The following is a 16238-nucleotide window of genomic DNA, read 5'->3' on the forward strand; positions in this document are numbered from 1 at the left end:
CGGCGTTTTGGGAGGTGAGTTCATCGATCCAAAGTGTCGGGTGCGGACAGGCAGCATCCCGGCACACTCGCAATGCGAGCTGGACTCCATAGTGAGGGCCAGCGGAATCTGGGAGGTACAGTGTCGACCGTTTCACAAGCTGCTCTCGTACGAGCACGCAATGGCGAAACAGCACTTCAAGATGAAGATGCCGAGGACCAAATCAAGCATGCCGACGTTGTCGTGAAAGGGCGAAACGTCGAAGTTCCGGATCACTTCCGGCTTCATGTGGAAGAGAAGCTCACCAAGCTTGAGCGTTTCCACCACGATGTTTACCTATTTGACGTGGAACTACACCACGAAAAGAATCGTCGCCAGGCCAAGAGGTGCCAGCGACTAGAGATCACCGTGCGAGGCAAAGGGCCCGTAATCCGGTCCGAAGCGTCGGCGGAGAGTTTTTACGCGGCTCTAGAAATGGCCGCCGACAAGCTTGAAAGTAGGTTTCGCAAGTACCGAGACCGCCGCAAAGTGCATCACGGCACCCGAACACCCATATCTGTTGCTGAAGCAACGGCGGACTTGACAAATTCGTTCGCTGAAACGGAGCTTTCGTCTCGGCGTACCGCCGACTCAGCCGAGTCATTAAAAGCCGACGTCTCGACAAATGGGCAGTATGAGGCTGATGAATATCCAGGACCTGGGCACATCGTGCGCACCAAGGTGCACTCATCGAAGCCTATGACTGTTGATGAAGCATTGTACGAAATGGAACTGGTCGGGCACGACTTCTACTTGTTCCACGACGTGGATTCAGATACGCCGTCGGTAGTGTACCGGCGCCACGCCTTCGACTACGGTTTGATCAGGCTGGCCTGAGGAAAGCGACGGATTGCGATCCGCGCTCTAACATGGAGTCCGGCTAGGTGTATCCCTAGCCGGACTTTCCATGACAGGACTGCGATCCCTGTGGGGCAATAACTCTGCTGGGGCATGCTGTCACGACGACGATTGAGGAAACCTGTACATGCTCTCGAAGCTGCTGCGAGTAGGCGAAGGCCGTATGGTCAAGCGGCTCAAAGTTATCGCCGACCATATTGCGACGCTCTCGCCCGACGTGGAGAAGCTGTCGGACGATGAACTGCGCGCCAAGACTGACGAGTTCAAACGTCGATATGAAGCTGGCGAATCACTCGACGACCTTTTGCCTGAGGCTTTCGCCGTTGCGCGGGAAGCTTCGTCACGTGTGCTCTCGCAGCGGCATTTTGATGTGCAGGTCATGGGTGGTGCAGCGCTGCACCTAGGCAACATTGCGGAGATGAAAACGGGTGAGGGTAAGACCCTTACCTGTGTCCTGCCTGCCTACCTCAATGCGTTGTCTGGCCAGGGCGTTCATGTCGTGACGGTAAACGACTATTTGGCTAAACGTGACGCCGAATGGATGGGTCGCGTTCACCGTTTCCTCGGGTTGGAAGTGGGAACCATCCTGTCTGGGATGACTCCGGCGCAGCGCCGCGACGCGTACAAGGCCGACATCACCTACGGTACGAACAACGAATTTGGGTTCGACTACCTGCGTGACAACATGGGCCACTCAATCGAAGATCTGGTTCAGCGTGGCCACAACTTTGCCGTCGTCGACGAAGTGGACTCAATTCTGATCGATGAGGCCCGTACACCGCTGATCATTTCTGGTCCCGCTGATGGATCATCGAAATGGTACGGCGAGTTCGCTCGAATTGTGCCGTTGATGAAGGTGGACGTGCACTACGAGGTCGATATCAAGAAGCGAACCATCGGTGTGCACGAGGCCGGAGTTGAGTTTGTTGAAGACCAACTCGGGATCGATAACTTGTATGAGGCAGCGAACTCACCGCTTGTGAGCTACCTCAATAACGCCATCAAGGCGAAAGAACTTTTTGAGCGCGACAAGAACTACATTGTGCGCGATGGCGACGTCATCATTGTTGACGAGTTCACTGGCCGCATCATGCCTGGGCGCCGCTACAACGAGGGCATGCACCAAGCTATTGAGGCGAAAGAAGGGGTTGAGATCAAGGCTGAGAACCAGACCTTGGCGTCGATCACTTTGCAGAACTACTTCCGCATGTACGACAAACTCTCGGGCATGACCGGTACGGCTCAGACCGAAGCGGCAGAACTGCACCAGATTTATAGCCTTGGTGTGGTGGCGATCCCCACAAACCGCGACATGCAGCGTGTTGACCAGGCGGATCTGATTTACAAGACCGAGCAGGCCAAGTTTGATGCGGTGGCCGACGATATTGCGGAGCGCCACGCCAAGGGGCAACCGGTGTTGGTGGGCACAACGAGTGTCGAGAGGTCTGAGTATCTGTCGACGCTTCTGCAGCAACGGAAGATCAAGCACAGTGTGCTTAACGCGAAGTATCACGAGCAAGAGGCGCAGATCATCGCTGAGGCCGGACGTTTGGGTTCAGTGACGGTGGCGACGAACATGGCTGGCCGTGGTACTGACATCGTGCTCGGCGGTAACCCAGAGATCATTCTCGACGCGCGTCTTCGCCAGCAGGGCCTAGACCCGGTCGAAAACGTCGAAGAATATCAAGCTAGCTGGGACGCGAAGGTCGACGAGGTTCGTGCCGAAGTAACTGCTGAAGCGGAGCAAGTACGCGCCGCGGGTGGCCTGTACGTGCTGGGAACGGAACGCCACGAATCGCGCCGTATCGACAATCAGTTGCGTGGTCGTTCGGGGCGTCAGGGTGACCCCGGCGAATCACGGTTCTACCTTTCGCTCGGCGATGAGCTGATGCGGCGGTTCGGGGCAGTAGAAGTGATCATGTCCCGTCTGAACCTGCCAGAAGACGTCCCCATTGAGTCAAAAATGGTGTCGCGGTCGATCCGCTCAGCGCAGACGCAGGTAGAGACGCAGAACTTCGAGGTTCGTAAAAACGTCCTCAAGTACGACGAAGTGATGAACCAACAGCGCAAGATCATCTACAAGGAACGTAACCGTATTCTTCGCGGTGAAGACCTTGACGGCCAGATCAGCCACATGATTAACGATGTCATCACTGCGTACGTCAACGGTGCGACATCCGAAGGTTTTGCCGAAGATTGGGATCTTGAGCAGCTCTGGACCGCGCTGAAGACGCTATACCCCGTGAGCTTCGGGTGGCAAGAAATTGCTGGTGAAACTGAGGTGGGTGATCATCGGGACTTGACGAGCGAGCAACTGCTCGATGCGTTGCTCAAGGATGCGCATGCGGCATACGCAAAGCGTGAAGCAGACATCGACGCAATCGCTGGTGAGGGCGGTATGCGCCAACTGGAGCGGCGCGTCCTGTTGTCTGTGCTCGATCGCAAGTGGCGCGAGCACCTATACGAAATGGATTACCTGAAAGAAGGCATCGGTCTTCGTGCGATGGCGCAGCGAGATCCACTCGTTGAATACCAGCGCGAGGGTTACGACATGTTCGTAGGCATGCTCGATGGTCTTAAAGAAGAAGTTGTTGGCTTCCTCTTCAACGTGGCGATTGAACAGCAGCCCGCTCGCACTGTTCAACCAGCGGGTGGGCTCGCTGGGGCGGGCGCTAGCCCGCTAGCGCAAGCAGCTGCAGCGTCACGAGCGCAGCAGAGCGCGGCACCTGTTTCGCAGGGCGCAGCTGCTGGGGCGGCTGCCTCACCCGCAGCGCAACTGCGCGCCAGGGGGCTTGAGGATGAACGTCAGCCGTCCCGTCTCACCTACAGCGGACCGTCAGAGACCGGTGACGCACAGGTGCGATCGGACAAGAGCACAGACGAAGAAGGCATGACCGTGAATCGTCGTGCGCGTCGTCAAGCTGACAAGGTGAAGAAAAAGGCGACGAAGAACCTTCGCCGCTAGATTCCACCGACTGAAAACGATCGAGTTCGAAAGTCCCGTTCAACACCTCCGCGTAGCAATGCGTGAGACGGCGGTGTTGGGCGGGACTTCCGTTTAGCCAGGTTGTTGTTTAACCCAGGTCGTTGCTTAGCCCAGGTCAGAGTTCAACCCAAGGCTATTTCTGTGCATAACCAGACATTGCCGGACTTAGGGTCCTTTTCGAACCTGGCAGCAATGGCGCAGATTCGCCCATTTCGCGACACAGTTCCGAAAGATTCGCAGGCAGTCGCGGAGACGTGCCGACAATGAGCCCGAATGAGTCGAGACAGTGGTGTGTCTGCTGCGGGTCGCGGCAATGCATCGGCATGCACTGCCAGGCTGCGCATAACGGGTGCGGTGACAAACCTACTGAGCGAGTTAGCGTTCCGTCGCTTGTCGAGAACGTCGGCGACTAGCCGAAATGTTGCCGTGGTGACCACAAGCGCCTGTTCGTGCGGGCTGGGCGTATTCCTGCGATGACGTGCCAGGCGGTGTCCAAACGAATTTTCAGTGGCGCCCGCTGGCGATTCACTACGCGCTCGGCACGGACGTGGTACGCCGGATTTAGTGAGGCCAGGGCGCGGTTCGTAGTTCGGCGTGCGGAGCAGAGCAGCGAAACGCGGACTCGTGCAGCTCATTCTTGGTGGTGTGGTTGCCGATTTCGAAGGCGAATGCACCAAATTGTTCCTCTCTAAGTAACTGCCCGGTGTGTGCCAGCGCGGGCGTCATCCCAGCTAGCGGAGTGCCAGGTAGGGGTCGTGCAGAGAGGAACACGATGGGCGTAGCTTACCGTGTTTGCCTGCCGTAGTGCGACGTGCCGATTCGTCTAAGAAACAAACATTTCGGGAACCAGGTAATCTGTGGTGCAAAAGCACATTGGGTGCGCAAGTGAGGGAGATTACAGGTTTGGTGACGGTGTATTCACGCCGCCACATCGGGGGTGTCGTGGACCTAAAGCCCGCAGCGCTCGCGTTGGGATCGCGGCGTTGCGGTGGGTTGCGTCAGAACGAGGTAGTCCGGGAGGTCGTGTTGTGGTGAGAAAACTGTCCAACATGGATGCCTCGTTCTATTACATGGAAGAGAGCACGACGCCAATGCATGTGGGGACATTGGCGATTTTTCAGAACTCGGACGACGAACTCGATTACGACAGTTTGCTCAACCTCGTTGAACAGCGAATTGGATTAGTGCCGCAGTATCGTCAGAAAGTTCGCGAGGTTGCCCGCGGTTTGGGCCGCCCCGTGTGGGTTGATGATGCTGACTTTGACATCACCTATCACGTGCGTAGGTCGGCGTTGCCTCGGCCAGGCGACGATGAACAACTCCACGATCTGATTGCGCGTCTGATTTCGCGGCCGTTGGACAGGTCGCGCCCCTTGTGGGAAATGTATCTGGTTGAGGGGCTCTCGAACGGTCGGGCCGCGATTTTCATCAAGTCTCATGAGTCCCTTGTTGACGGCATTGACAACATGGAAATCGGCCAGGTTATTTTCGATCGCAAGCCTAAGCCCGCTGAGTTGGCTGATGACTTGTGGATGCCGGAGCGGGAGCCTGGAGATGTTCGGCTCCTTGCGGGTGCGGTCATGGATCTTGTGTCGCGCCCCCGTGATGGTGTTCAGACATTGCGGATGGCTACGAAGGATGTGTCGGCGACGGTCGGCAGAGTTGCGCAGGGTGCGGGCAAATTGATGTCGATCGCATGGTCTGCCGCGAGCAATGCGCCGACGAGCCCGCTGAATGTGACGATTTCTCGGAATCGCCGATTTGCGGTTGCGTCTTGTTCGCTCGACGACTTCCGCCGCATTCGGGCGCGGTACGGGTGCACGGTCAATGATGTGGTTTTGTCTGTGGTTACGGGTGCTTTGCGAAACTGGTTGGTTTCGCGCGGTGAACCGGTGTCAGCTTCGACGACCGTTCGTGCTTTGGTTCCCATGGCGGTGTATCTCGAGGGTGGTCTCGAAAGTATCGGTCCAGATGCTCGTCGCAATGTGTCGTCGTTTCTGATCGATTTGCCGGTGGGGGAGCCCAATCCGGTTGTCCGGTTGTCGCAGGTGGCGCATGCGACAGAGGTGCATGCGCATTCGGGGCATTCTGTGGATGCTGGCACTTTGGTGCAGCTTTCCGGGTTTGCGCCGGCAACCTTGCACGCGATGGGTGCTCGGGTTGCAACGTCGTTCCCGCAGCGTGTGTTCAATTTGATCGTGACCAACGCCCCGGGTCCGCAATCGCCGTTGTATTCTGCGGGTGTTCGGATGACTGAGATGTTTCCTGTGCCGCCGTTGGTGAAGAATCAGGCGTTGTCTATTGGTGTGACGTCGTACAACGGGCGGATCTATTTTGGGTTGAATGCAGATCGCGGTGCGATGTCTGATGTGGACATCTTCGCGGCAATGTTGAATGAATCTCTCGATGAACTTCGCGAGGCGTGCAGTTGAAGGGTAGCGAATGCGGATCTACATCCCGGTGACGATCCGGATGCTCCAACAGTTTGTGGTCGACCAACAGATTTTTCCACTGGGTGGTACTGCTTTTGCGGTGACACCCGCACTTCGTGAGTCCTATGTGTCGGGTGACGACGAGGAGCTTGCTGAAGTGGCGATGCGTGATGCCGGCAGGGCCTCGTTGCGGTTGCTTTCGGGGGAGGTGGATGCGTGGGTTGAGTCTGGAGCGGGTGAGTCTGGCGCGCATGCATCGGATACCGATGAAGCTCAGCAGGCACCATTTTTCCGGCGGGCTGTACTTGTTGCGGACGTTGAGTCGGTGACCTTGCGTTCCGATCTCGACGATGCCGTGGTTAAGGTGTCTGGTCCGATACGCATGAGTGACGTGGCGAGCGCGCATATTGATCTGGTGGGCGCTGAGGCTGCGGTTGCGACGGCGGTGAAGGTGATTGATCAGGCGGACTTGGGTGACCCGGATGCCGAATTTGCCTTGGGTGATGTTGAGGACCACGATTTTGCGTGGTATGCGACGCAAGAGTTGAATTTCCTGCTTGAGCTCCTCTAATGCTGCAGGTCAGTCTTCGGTAGTATGCGAAGCGGCACATTCCCTACGTCACCGTAACTTACGTTTGCGTAGGTATTCCGTGGAAGGCTGCAAATGAAACTGTGGAAATGGCTGGAGAAGCCCGTCGAAGACATACCGAATGCCGGGTCTCGACAGCTCGATAAGGCGCGTGCAGCATTCACGCGACTAACCACGCCTTTGATTCCGGATGACTATCTTCACCTCATCAATCCACTATGGTCAGCTCGCGAGTTGCGGGGCCGAATCGTGGACGTCAAGCGGGAAACGGCAGATTCAGCAACTGTTGTGATCAAGCCTGGCTGGGGGTTTAATTACCGTTATCGTGCGGGGCAATTCGTCGGCATTGGGTTGCACATCGACGGCCGGTGGCATTGGCGTTCGTACTCGCTCACGAGCCCACCGACGCAGTCTCGCGGCAAGATCTCTATTGCGGTGAAGGCAATGCCGGAGGGGTTCTTGTCGACGCACCTTGTTGGTGGCGTCAAGGAGGGAACGATCATTCGCCTTGCGGCACCGCAGGGAGATTTTGTGCTCCCGGATCCGCCGCCTTCAAAGCTGCTTTTCATCACGGCGGGCAGTGGAATTACTCCGGTAATCGGTATGTTGCGAACACTCGTACATCGTGGGGTAGATCCCGATGTGGTGCACGTCCACTCGGCACGAACTGCTGGTGACGTGATGTTCGCCGCGGAGTTGGCAGGCTACGAGGAGCAGCGCAACTATCGACTCCATCTCCAACTCACTGATGAGCAGGGCATATTTGGCGCCGAGATGCTTGAAGGCGTCGTCGCTGACTGGCGGTCGAGGGAGGCGTGGGTATGCGGACCTCCGGGCATGCTTGAAGCGATGGAAAATCACTTCAGTGCTGCTGGGCTGCGTGAGCATATGCATATCGAGCGGTTCACCATTGATCGCACTGAGTACGCGGGGGAAGGCGGGACGGTGAGTTTCGCCCGGTCGGGTAAGTCTATTCAGGTGGACGGCGCGACAACATTGCTTGAGGCTGGCGAGCAGGTGGGTGTGCGGATGCCGTTCGGCTGCCGAATGGGTATTTGCCACACATGCGTTGCTGGGCTCGGTAGTGGGTTTGTGCGTGATCTGAGGAGCGGCCGTGAGGCAGGTGCTGGTGAGCGTGTGAAGACCTGCATTTCGGTCGCGGCGGGGGATTGTTCGCTCGAATTGTGATTTGTGTCACACTTACGCTGCCGTAACCTACGGTCCAGTAACCTACGTCAACGTAGGTACTGATCTTCTGGACTGCTGAGGATGATGACAGATGGCGATCACTGATATCAAAGAGTACGCACACCTCACTGAAGCTGATGTTGAAGCTCTGGGGCGCGAACTCGATCAGATCCGGTCAGACATCGAATCAACCCTCGGCGACAAAGACGCAAAGTACATTCGCAACGCCATTCGATTGCAGCGCACGCTTGAGTTCTCAAGCCGGGCAGTGCTATTCGCAAGCTGGTTTCCTCCCGCATGGCTGCTTGGCACGGTGGGTCTCGGGATCTCAAAAATTATCGAGAACATGGAAATCGGGCACAACGTCATCCACGGCCAGTGGGACTGGATGAACGACCCAGAAATTCACAGCACCACGTGGGAATGGGACATAAGTGACCCATCGGCCCACTGGAAGCAAACCCACAACTTCCTCCACCACAAGTACACCAACGTCGTTGGACTAGACCCTGACGTTGGTTATGGGTTGCTCCGGGTCACCCGCGACCGCAAATGGACGCCATTCAACCTCGGCAACCCTGTGTACAACCTACTTCTCGCACTGCTATTTGAGTACGGCGTCGCAGTGCAACACCTCGAATTGGCGAAGGTTTTTGCCGGTCACAAAGACCGAGACCAATTTGAACAAGAACGAAAAGAAGTACTGCACAAGATGAAGAAGCAGGTCGCCAAGGACTACCTCTTCTTCCCACTGCTTACTGGACCAGGGTTCTTGACGACCCTCGCTGCGAATGTCACCGCAAATGTTATTCGCAATGTTTGGGCTCACGGAATCATCTTCTGCGGGCATTTCCCTGACGGTGCGGAAAAATTCACCAAAGAGCAGTACAAGAACGAAACGCCCGCCGAATGGTATCTACGGCAAATGCTGGGGTCAGCGAACTTCAAAGCTGGTCCCCTCATGCGGTTCATGAGTGGAAATCTCTGCTATCAGATCGAACATCACTTGTACCCAAACATGCCCAGTAACCGTCTCAAAGAAGTGTCCGAACGCGTCCAGAAGCTCGCGGATAAGTACGACCTCCCGTATACCCAAGAGTCCTTTCCCAAGATGTACCTTCAGACATGGCGCACCATTACAAAACTTGCGCTGCCGGATCGGTTCCTCACGGGAACCTCTGATGATGCGCCAGAAACAAACTCGGAACTTAAATTCCGAATTCGCGGAGGACTGAAAGACACCTTCATCGGCCCCGACCCTTCCACCGGCGTTCGGCGCGGGCTACGCACGGCCATGGAGGCATCCAAGAAGCGCCGCAAGATCGTACCCACGCTGCGCAAGGTGATCAGCGGGCTCACACCGGGTACGTCACCTGACTCCGCAGGTACGCCGGAACGCTTCGCGGTTGCAGCCTAATGTCGGGCTTGCACCGATGACACCGTGTGCGGTCACCAACTGTCGTTTGTGGCGAGTGCGGCGAGAAGCACACGAACTGCTAATGCGCGCCGAAGTGCAGCCCCACTAAGGGTGTCAAACGCACATTCAGGGTCCTCAGGTGGACCTAGGTGTGTACAACCTCTCGGGCACTGTTCGATGACATCTGCGAGGTCATCGAACGCCTTCACGACATCGTCGGCTTCAATGTGCGCTAGCCCAAACGATCGAATGCCTGGGGTGTCAACGACCCAACCGCCGCCTGGGAGGCGAAGTGCTACGGACTGCGACGATGTGTGACGCCCTTTGCCGATCCCGGAGACGACACCGACCGCTCGCGAAGCGTCCGGAACGAGTCGGTTGACCAGCGTCGACTTGCCCACACCGGAGTGGCCAATGAGCGCAGTAACCTGGCCGGTGATCAGCTCAAGGATCGGTTCGGTTGGATTGTGCGTGCCGCCGTGGACGATCGTCAGGTCCAGACCGTCAAAGTGACGGGTAAATTCAGCCGGGTCTGCGAGGTCGCTTTTGGTGACGCACAAGATGGGTTCGATGCCGCCAACGTACGCGGCGACCAGCGCACGCTCAACGAACCCGGTGCGCGGTGTGGGGTCTGCCGCTGCGACAACGATGAGTAGCTTTTGCGCGTTGGCTACGACGATGCGTTCATACGGGTCTGTGTCGTCCGCAGTGCGCCGCAGAACACTGGAGCGATCTTCGAGGCGGATTATCCGCGCAAGTGTGTCGGGACGCCCTGAGGTATCACCGACGATCTCGACGTAATCGCCGACCACGATGGGGGTTCTACCGAGCTCGCGGGCGCGCATAGCAATGACGAAACGATCCTCGTTATCGAGGACACAGCCCCACCGCCCGCGGTCAACCGAGACCACCATGGCGCGATCAGCATTTCGATGCTCTGGTCGATTCTTGGTGCGCGGGCGTGTCGGCTTTCCGGGACGAATCCGAACATCTGACTCGTCATAAACACGGCGTTTCAGAGTGCATCGCCACCTTGCAGCATGCGTGCCCACATTTTTTCGAACCCAGGCAATGTCTTCGCGGTAGTCCCTATGTCTTCGACCTTGATGTTCGGCACCCGAAGACCAAGGATCGCTCCAGCGGTCGCCATGCGGTGGTCGTGGTAGGAGTGCCACGTTCCACCGTGCAGTGTGACCGGTGTGATGAACAAGCCGTCGGCTGTCTCTTCGCAATTGCCGCCGATTCGGTTTATTTCAGTTGCTAACGCCGCTAGGCGATCGGTTTCGTGCCCACGCAGGTGAGCGATGCCACGCAGTCGCGAAGGGGTGCTCGCGAGCGCGGCAAGGGCAGCGATAGTGGGGGTGAGCTCGCCGACGTCGCTGAGGTCCGCGTCGATTCCCTGAAGCTCCCCGCTTGATGTGACAGTAAGCCCGCTGTCGGAGAGGTTCACTGAGCAGCCCATGTCGGCGAGGATTCCGCGGATGTGATCACCAGCTTGTGTGGTGTGGGTCGGCCAATGGGGGACAGTTACGGAACCACCGACGACAGCGGCTGCGGCAAGAAATGGTGTCGCATTGGACAAATCCGGTTCAATTACCCAGTCACTGGCCCGAATTGTCGTTGGTTCCACTTGCCATACCGCTGGCTCAGGGGTGTTTACAGTGACACCCGCATGGGCGAGCATTGCGACTGTCATGTCGATGTGGGGTGTTGACGGAACTCTGCCGCCGGAATGCCGGATAGTGACCCCGTTGCTAAAACGCGCCGCAGCGAGCAGTAGCCCTGAGATGAATTGTGACGACCCGGATGCGTCGAGGGTGATATCCCCGCCTGGAACGGCGCCCTGGCCGTGAACGGTAAAAGGAAGCGCATTTCCGGTGACAGTGACACCAAGTGCCCGCAGCGCATCGAGTGTGACACTTTGTGGTCGGACGCGTGCTTGTTCGTCACCATCGAAGTGCACGTCGCCGTCGGCGAAGGCAGCCACTGCGGGAAGGAACCTCATCACGGTACCGGCGAGCCCGCAATCCACGTCGCCGCCGCGAATATCATTGGGGCGCACAGTGAGGTCGGTGCCGTCGCCAGCTTCCGTGATGTCAACCCCGAGTGTTCGGAGCGCATTGATCATAAGGTCGGTGTCGCGGCTACGCAGTGCGCCAACAATGTGTGACTCGCCGTCCGCGAGAGCAGCAAGGATCAGAGCACGGTTAGTGGCTGACTTTGACCCCGGCACGGCAACGACTGCCTCCAAGGGCTCTTCATGATGGGGTGCACTCCATAAAGTCATGCCCATATCTTTGCGCATCACCGGACATCACCGCGAGTTTCGCGCTTGCAACTGTCGAAATGATCTGTGCGTGCCACCATGGAATTATGTGCGGGAGATACGCGGTAACGGCGGATCCAGCGACACTTGCCGCCGAACTTGATGCGATTGACGAAACCGAACCCGACGAAGTGCGGGTCGGCTACAACATCGCACCGACGTCAACGGTGGCTGCGGTTGTGGATCGGCATGAGCGATCGGATGACGCCCCGGAGGACGCTACGGGCGACGTCCGTCGTCGGATTCGGGCTATGCGGTGGGGTTTCGTTCCGGTATGGGCGAAACAGATTCAGTCAGGGCCGCTGCTGTTTAATGCGCGTTCTGAGTCTGTGGCAACCAAGCCTGCCTTTCGTCAGGCCTACTCGCGACATCGCTGTCTCGTGCCAATGGAGGGTTGGTATGAGTGGGTTCCACAGGAAAGTGCGACGCGCAGCCGACCAGTGAAGATTCCGTACTTTATGTCCAGGGCGGATGGTCAACGTCTCTTCGCCGCCGGTGTGTGGTCTGCGTGGCGAAACCCAGACGACGACCATGTGCTTTTGAGTTGCGCGGTGTTGACCACCGCGGCAGCGGGTGCCTTGGCACGCGTTCATGATCGGATGCCGCTGATGCTTCCGCCGAATCATTGGGACCAGTGGCTCGACCCAGACGCCTCTGCTCCGGATGTGTTGCTCACCAATCCAGGCGAGGAGTTTGCGGAGCAAATCGATGTCCGTCAGGTCAGCACACTAGTCAATAGTGTCCGCAATGACAGCCCAAAACTCATCGAAGCCGTTTCCAGTTCTGCCGCCGCAGGATCTGATTCGGAGACCTTGTTTTAGCTGTTCAATGTAGATGAGGAACAAAACTTGGCTTGATCGGTGTTGCACTGAAATGACAGTCAGCAAAATTTGGTCGGCGAAGGGGAGTGCGCGTGGGGACCTTGTGCCTTAACGCTCCGATGGAGCGCAGCCTCGGTGGCGCGGTAGTCTTGAAGACTGCTATGAGTGAAGGGACGCCTGTGCCACAAGCAAGACAGACCGACCCAGCCGAAGGCCGTGCCAGTTCCGCTGAGCCAGCTAAATCCAGGGAGCCAGCTAAATCCAGCGAGCCAGCGAGGGCCGTTGAGCCCGAGGCAGCGCTAGTTGAACGGTTTGAGCGCGATGCATTGCCGCTCATCGATCAGCTTTACGGTGCTGCGCTGCGGATGACGCGTAATCCAGCTGACGCGGAGGATTTGGTTCAGGAAACGTACCTTAAGGCGTTTTCGGCGTTTCGGTCATTCAAAGAAGGCACCAACCTCAAGGCGTGGCTGTACCGGATCCTCACCAATACTTACATCAACGGTTACCGCAAACGACAAAGGCAGCCAGCCCAGTACCCCACCGATGAGATCACAGACTGGCAGTTGGCGGCGTCCGCGGAACACACGTCGACGGGCTTGAAATCCGCGGAAGTAGAGGCGCTAGAAGCGCTCCCGGATGATGACATCAAGAACGCCCTACAGTCGCTGCCAGAAGAGTTCCGCATGGCGGTGTATTACGCCGACGTAGAAGGTTTTCCATACAAAGAAATCGCAGACATCATGGGGACTCCTATTGGCACGGTGATGTCACGCCTGCACCGTGGCCGCAAACAATTGCGTTCAGTGTTGGCAGACGTGGCGCGGGATCGTGGTTTCAACCGGTCGGAGAATTCATCGTTTGACGAGGACGAGGGGTCCGCTAAGGCCAAGGAGGAATCGGCGCGATGAGTTTCAAGGAAGGGCATTCACGTGACGAATCCGCCCAGGCAGGGCGAAGCAATCCTGAATCTGGCGCAATCATCCACACACGCAGCGAATATCTAAGTGTGTCGATCGATAGTGACGACAACCTCATCGACGAACACGACGTCGATTGTTCTGCCGTAATGGCGGACGTCTACCTGTTGCTTGACAACGAGTGCGACGATGCCGTGCGGAGTCGGTTGCAGTCACACCTCGACGAATGTGGACCGTGTCTTGAGCACTTTGGCATGGAGGAAAAAATAAAGCGCCTTCTGTCGCGAAAATGTGCAGGTGAGCGTGCTCCTGAGCATCTGCGCGAACGACTCTCAATTGAGTTGCGACGCCAAGTTACGATTCGCCGGGTTACCCCACCCCAGTAGTGGCTTGTGGTACGGCAGCAAGTCGCGCAACAGTAGCGGGGACCAGACAGATTATGTCTGGTCCCCGCTACTGTTGATTCACGGCCACGTCAATGGCCCGTCGACAAAGATCAGGCCGATAGTGCGGCCCGACTTATCAGGCGTTTGGCCGCTTGCCGTGGTTGGCTTTGTTCTTGCGGCGATCGCGGCGCTTACGGCCTCGCTTGCTCATGGTTGCTCCTCGTCAGAAAACGGAAATCTCATCCGCACTGGACTCACTAGTTTGCTGAATTAGTGTACTCGCCTTCTGTTCAACTTCTCACCAGTCATGCCCTGAGCATGAAAGGGACGCAACACGAACAGCCACCTGTGTGTGGGATCCAACTGTGTCTCGGCTAGCCTTGGATCATCAATGTGATCAATATCGCTGCGGAGGACCCCATGGCGGAAGATGTACGTGCAGAAATGGTCGCGCAAGTTCTCGACGTGGTTGTGCACGTCGGCGACGCGGTACACGAGGGGGACACCCTCGTCTTACTTGAATCCATGAAGATGGAGATTCCAGTTCTGTCGGAATTCGACGGAACTGTGAGCGCCGTAAACGTGACTAAAGGCGATGTCATCCAGCAGGGCGACCTTATCGCGGTCATTTCGTGATAGGCGCCGCATGGCTACGCTGAGTGCACTCCTTGCGGAGCACACAGATTTACCAGGCGAAGCCGTCAATCACCTGCAGCGATTAGTCGGGGAGTGGCAACTTATCGCCGATCTTGCCTTCTCGGACTTCCTCATGTGGGTGGCAACAGGTGACCTAGACGAGGACGACGGGTCCGAGGATTTGGCTGGTGCGCGGGCGGTATGCGTCGCGCAATGTCGGCCAACAACCTCTCCCACTGTGTACTCGCAGGATCTGGTCAACAGCGCTGTGGATTGGGACGACCACCCCGAGTTGATTGCAGCGATGCTCCGTGGCGAGATTTTGCGAGAAGACACGCCACGGTGGCACGAAGGTACACCACTGGCCCGTGAGGCAATCCCAGTGCGCTCTGGGGGCGAGATTATCGCCGTCATTACGCGGGACACCTCACTCGCTCAATTGCGTGTGCCTAGCGCGCTGGAGATGGCGTACATAGCCTGCGGGGGCGAGTTGTGCCAGATGATTTGCGACGGCACCTTTCCCCTGCGCGAGGACTTAGTGGGGATTCAATCGAGCCCCCGCGCGGGCGATGGACTTATTCGGGTCGCAGTCGACGGAACAGTCGCCTACACCAGCCCTAACGCGCTTTCCGCGTATCACCGGATGGGCCTCAGCACCGAAATTGCGGGGCTGAACTTGGCGGCAATGACCCGGCCACTCATTTCGGACCCGTTTGATGCGCAAGAGTTCACCCAGCGCCTAGCGGCAGTGATGGCTCGTGAATCGAGTATGCGCATGGAGATCGACGCACGCGGGGCCACAGTCTTGTTTCGTGCGCTCCCTCTGTACCCACACGGCGCTCCGTGCGGAGCGTTGGTTCTGGTACGAGACATCACCGAGGTGAAGCGCCGCGACCGTGCCTTACTGTCCAAAGACGCAACCATCCGCGAGATTCACCACAGGGTGAAGAACAACTTGCAGACCGTAGCGGCACTGCTGAGGTTGCAGGTTCGCCGGACAACGAACGAAGAAGCACGGCAAGCGCTGGCTGAATCGGTCCGGCGAGTAAGTTCCATCGCTCTGGTCCACGACACTTTGTCGATGTCGGTCGATGAGCAAGTCAACCTCGACGACGTTATTGACCGCTTAGTTCCGATGATGGTGGACGTCGCGACCATAGGTAAACCCGTCAGCGTCCGCAGAGAAGGCAGCCTGGGAGTGATGGCGGCTGACAAGGCGACGCCCTTGGTGATGGTGTTAACGGAGCTTGTTCAGAACGCGATCGAACACGCCTTCAATTTGGGTGCAACTGGAAACTTTCACGATGCGTTCGACAGTGACGAACGCAGCGAGTCTGGCGAAATTGTGTTGCGAGCCGAGAGATCGGCGCGGTGGCTAGACGTCGTGATCCACGACAATGGCAATGGCCTGCCGGATGGGTTCAGCCTTGAACGATCAGACAGACTCGGTTTACAGATTGTGCGCACACTAGTTGGTGCGGAACTGGGCGGTTCGTTGAGCCTGCAGGAAAGCGACCAGGGCGGTACCGATGCGGTACTTCGTGTGCCGTTGGGGCGTCGCCGCAACTAAATCCCGCGCTGCTTCTACAGACCCAGATCTTGTCGGTTGCGCCCGTAAATCGGTTGCGCCCGTAAATCGGTTGCGCAAGTGCAGAAGGATG

General features: G+C 57.5%; 15 protein-coding genes. 11 read left to right on the top strand and 4 right to left on the bottom strand.

The genetic code is table 11. The features are described 5' to 3' along the window. The first annotated feature begins 120 nt into the window (after nucleotides 1-120). Complete coding sequence (gene hpf / locus IEW73_RS09135; RefSeq protein WP_372433583.1) at nucleotides 121-855, top strand: ribosome hibernation-promoting factor, HPF/YfiA family; 735 nt, start codon at nucleotides 121-123, stop codon at nucleotides 853-855. Between the two features lie 148 nt (nucleotides 856-1003). Then, a complete protein-coding gene (secA, locus tag IEW73_RS09140) occupies nucleotides 1004-3841 on the top strand; it encodes a preprotein translocase subunit SecA (protein WP_188673621.1) in 2838 nt (945 codons plus the stop codon). 143 nt (nucleotides 3842-3984) lie between these two features. Here the strand turns inward: secA and IEW73_RS09145 are convergent, their stop codons facing one another. Beyond that, entirely contained in the window at nucleotides 3985-4497 is a 513-nt protein-coding gene (locus IEW73_RS09145; RefSeq protein WP_188673624.1) for an Rv3235 family protein, read from the bottom strand. Nucleotides 4498-4890: 393 nt separating this feature from the next. Here IEW73_RS09145 and IEW73_RS09150 point away from each other — a divergent pair, with 393 nt between their 5' ends. From IEW73_RS09150 to IEW73_RS09165, 4 genes are all read left to right on the top strand, one after another. Next, nucleotides 4891-6294 (top strand): WS/DGAT/MGAT family O-acyltransferase, encoded by a 1404-nt coding sequence (locus IEW73_RS09150; RefSeq protein WP_188673626.1) that lies wholly within the window; start codon nucleotides 4891-4893, stop codon nucleotides 6292-6294. A 10-nt stretch (nucleotides 6295-6304) separates the two neighbouring features. Next, nucleotides 6305-6865 carry a DUF6912 family protein gene (locus IEW73_RS09155; RefSeq protein ID WP_188673629.1) on the top strand — a complete coding sequence of 187 codons (561 nt, stop codon included), beginning with the start codon at nucleotides 6305-6307 and terminating at the stop codon, nucleotides 6863-6865. A gap of 93 nt (nucleotides 6866-6958) precedes the next feature. Continuing rightward, nucleotides 6959-8071 carry a ferredoxin reductase gene (locus tag IEW73_RS09160; protein ID WP_188673632.1) on the top strand — a complete coding sequence of 371 codons (1113 nt, stop codon included), beginning with the start codon at nucleotides 6959-6961 and terminating at the stop codon, nucleotides 8069-8071. Between the two features lie 91 nt (nucleotides 8072-8162). Continuing rightward, complete coding sequence (locus tag IEW73_RS09165) at nucleotides 8163-9488, top strand: fatty acid desaturase family protein (protein WP_188673635.1); 1326 nt, start codon at nucleotides 8163-8165, stop codon at nucleotides 9486-9488. A 32-nt stretch (nucleotides 9489-9520) separates the two neighbouring features. On the opposite strand, the gene rsgA is transcribed toward IEW73_RS09165, so the two are convergent. Beyond that, nucleotides 9521-10507 (bottom strand): ribosome small subunit-dependent GTPase A, encoded by a 987-nt coding sequence (gene rsgA, locus IEW73_RS09170; protein ID WP_188674966.1) that lies wholly within the window; start codon nucleotides 10505-10507, stop codon nucleotides 9521-9523. Next, nucleotides 10504-11775, bottom strand: a complete 1272-nt coding sequence (gene aroA, locus IEW73_RS09175; RefSeq protein WP_188673638.1) for a 3-phosphoshikimate 1-carboxyvinyltransferase — start codon at nucleotides 11773-11775, stop codon at nucleotides 10504-10506. Before aroA ends, rsgA begins: the two co-directional genes overlap by 4 nt. Nucleotides 11776-11861: 86 nt before the next feature. Here aroA and IEW73_RS09180 point away from each other — a divergent pair, with 86 nt between their 5' ends. The 3 genes from IEW73_RS09180 to rsrA all read left to right on the top strand — a co-directional run bounded on the left by IEW73_RS09180 (nucleotide 11862) and on the right by rsrA (nucleotide 13941). Then, nucleotides 11862-12635, top strand: coding sequence for an SOS response-associated peptidase (locus tag IEW73_RS09180; protein WP_188673639.1), 774 nt, complete (start codon nucleotides 11862-11864; stop codon nucleotides 12633-12635). A gap of 119 nt (nucleotides 12636-12754) precedes the next feature. Beyond that, a complete protein-coding gene (locus tag IEW73_RS09185; RefSeq protein WP_229675949.1) occupies nucleotides 12755-13546 on the top strand; it encodes a sigma-70 family RNA polymerase sigma factor in 792 nt (263 codons plus the stop codon). Nucleotides 13547-13671: 125 nt separating this feature from the next. After that, nucleotides 13672-13941 carry a mycothiol system anti-sigma-R factor gene (gene rsrA, locus IEW73_RS16545; RefSeq protein ID WP_372433587.1) on the top strand — a complete coding sequence of 90 codons (270 nt, stop codon included), beginning with the start codon at nucleotides 13672-13674 and terminating at the stop codon, nucleotides 13939-13941. A 136-nt stretch (nucleotides 13942-14077) separates the two neighbouring features. Here the strand turns inward: rsrA and IEW73_RS16720 are convergent, their stop codons facing one another. After that, entirely contained in the window at nucleotides 14078-14152 is a 75-nt protein-coding gene (locus IEW73_RS16720; RefSeq protein WP_131245889.1) for a 50S ribosomal protein bL37, read from the bottom strand. A 209-nt stretch (nucleotides 14153-14361) separates the two neighbouring features. Here IEW73_RS16720 and IEW73_RS09195 point away from each other — a divergent pair, with 209 nt between their 5' ends. Together IEW73_RS09195 and IEW73_RS09200 are read left to right on the top strand one after the other, a co-directional pair. Further along, nucleotides 14362-14577 (top strand): biotin/lipoyl-binding carrier protein, encoded by a 216-nt coding sequence (locus tag IEW73_RS09195; protein WP_188674967.1) that lies wholly within the window; start codon nucleotides 14362-14364, stop codon nucleotides 14575-14577. Nucleotides 14578-14587: 10 nt separating this feature from the next. Continuing rightward, nucleotides 14588-16147, top strand: a complete 1560-nt coding sequence (locus IEW73_RS09200; protein WP_188673647.1) for a sensor histidine kinase — start codon at nucleotides 14588-14590, stop codon at nucleotides 16145-16147. Nucleotides 16148-16238 lie beyond the last annotated feature (91 nt).

The sequence above is a fragment of the Hoyosella rhizosphaerae genome, from assembly GCF_014643175.1.
Taxonomy (GTDB): Bacteria; Actinomycetota; Actinomycetes; order Mycobacteriales; family Mycobacteriaceae; genus Lolliginicoccus; species Lolliginicoccus rhizosphaerae.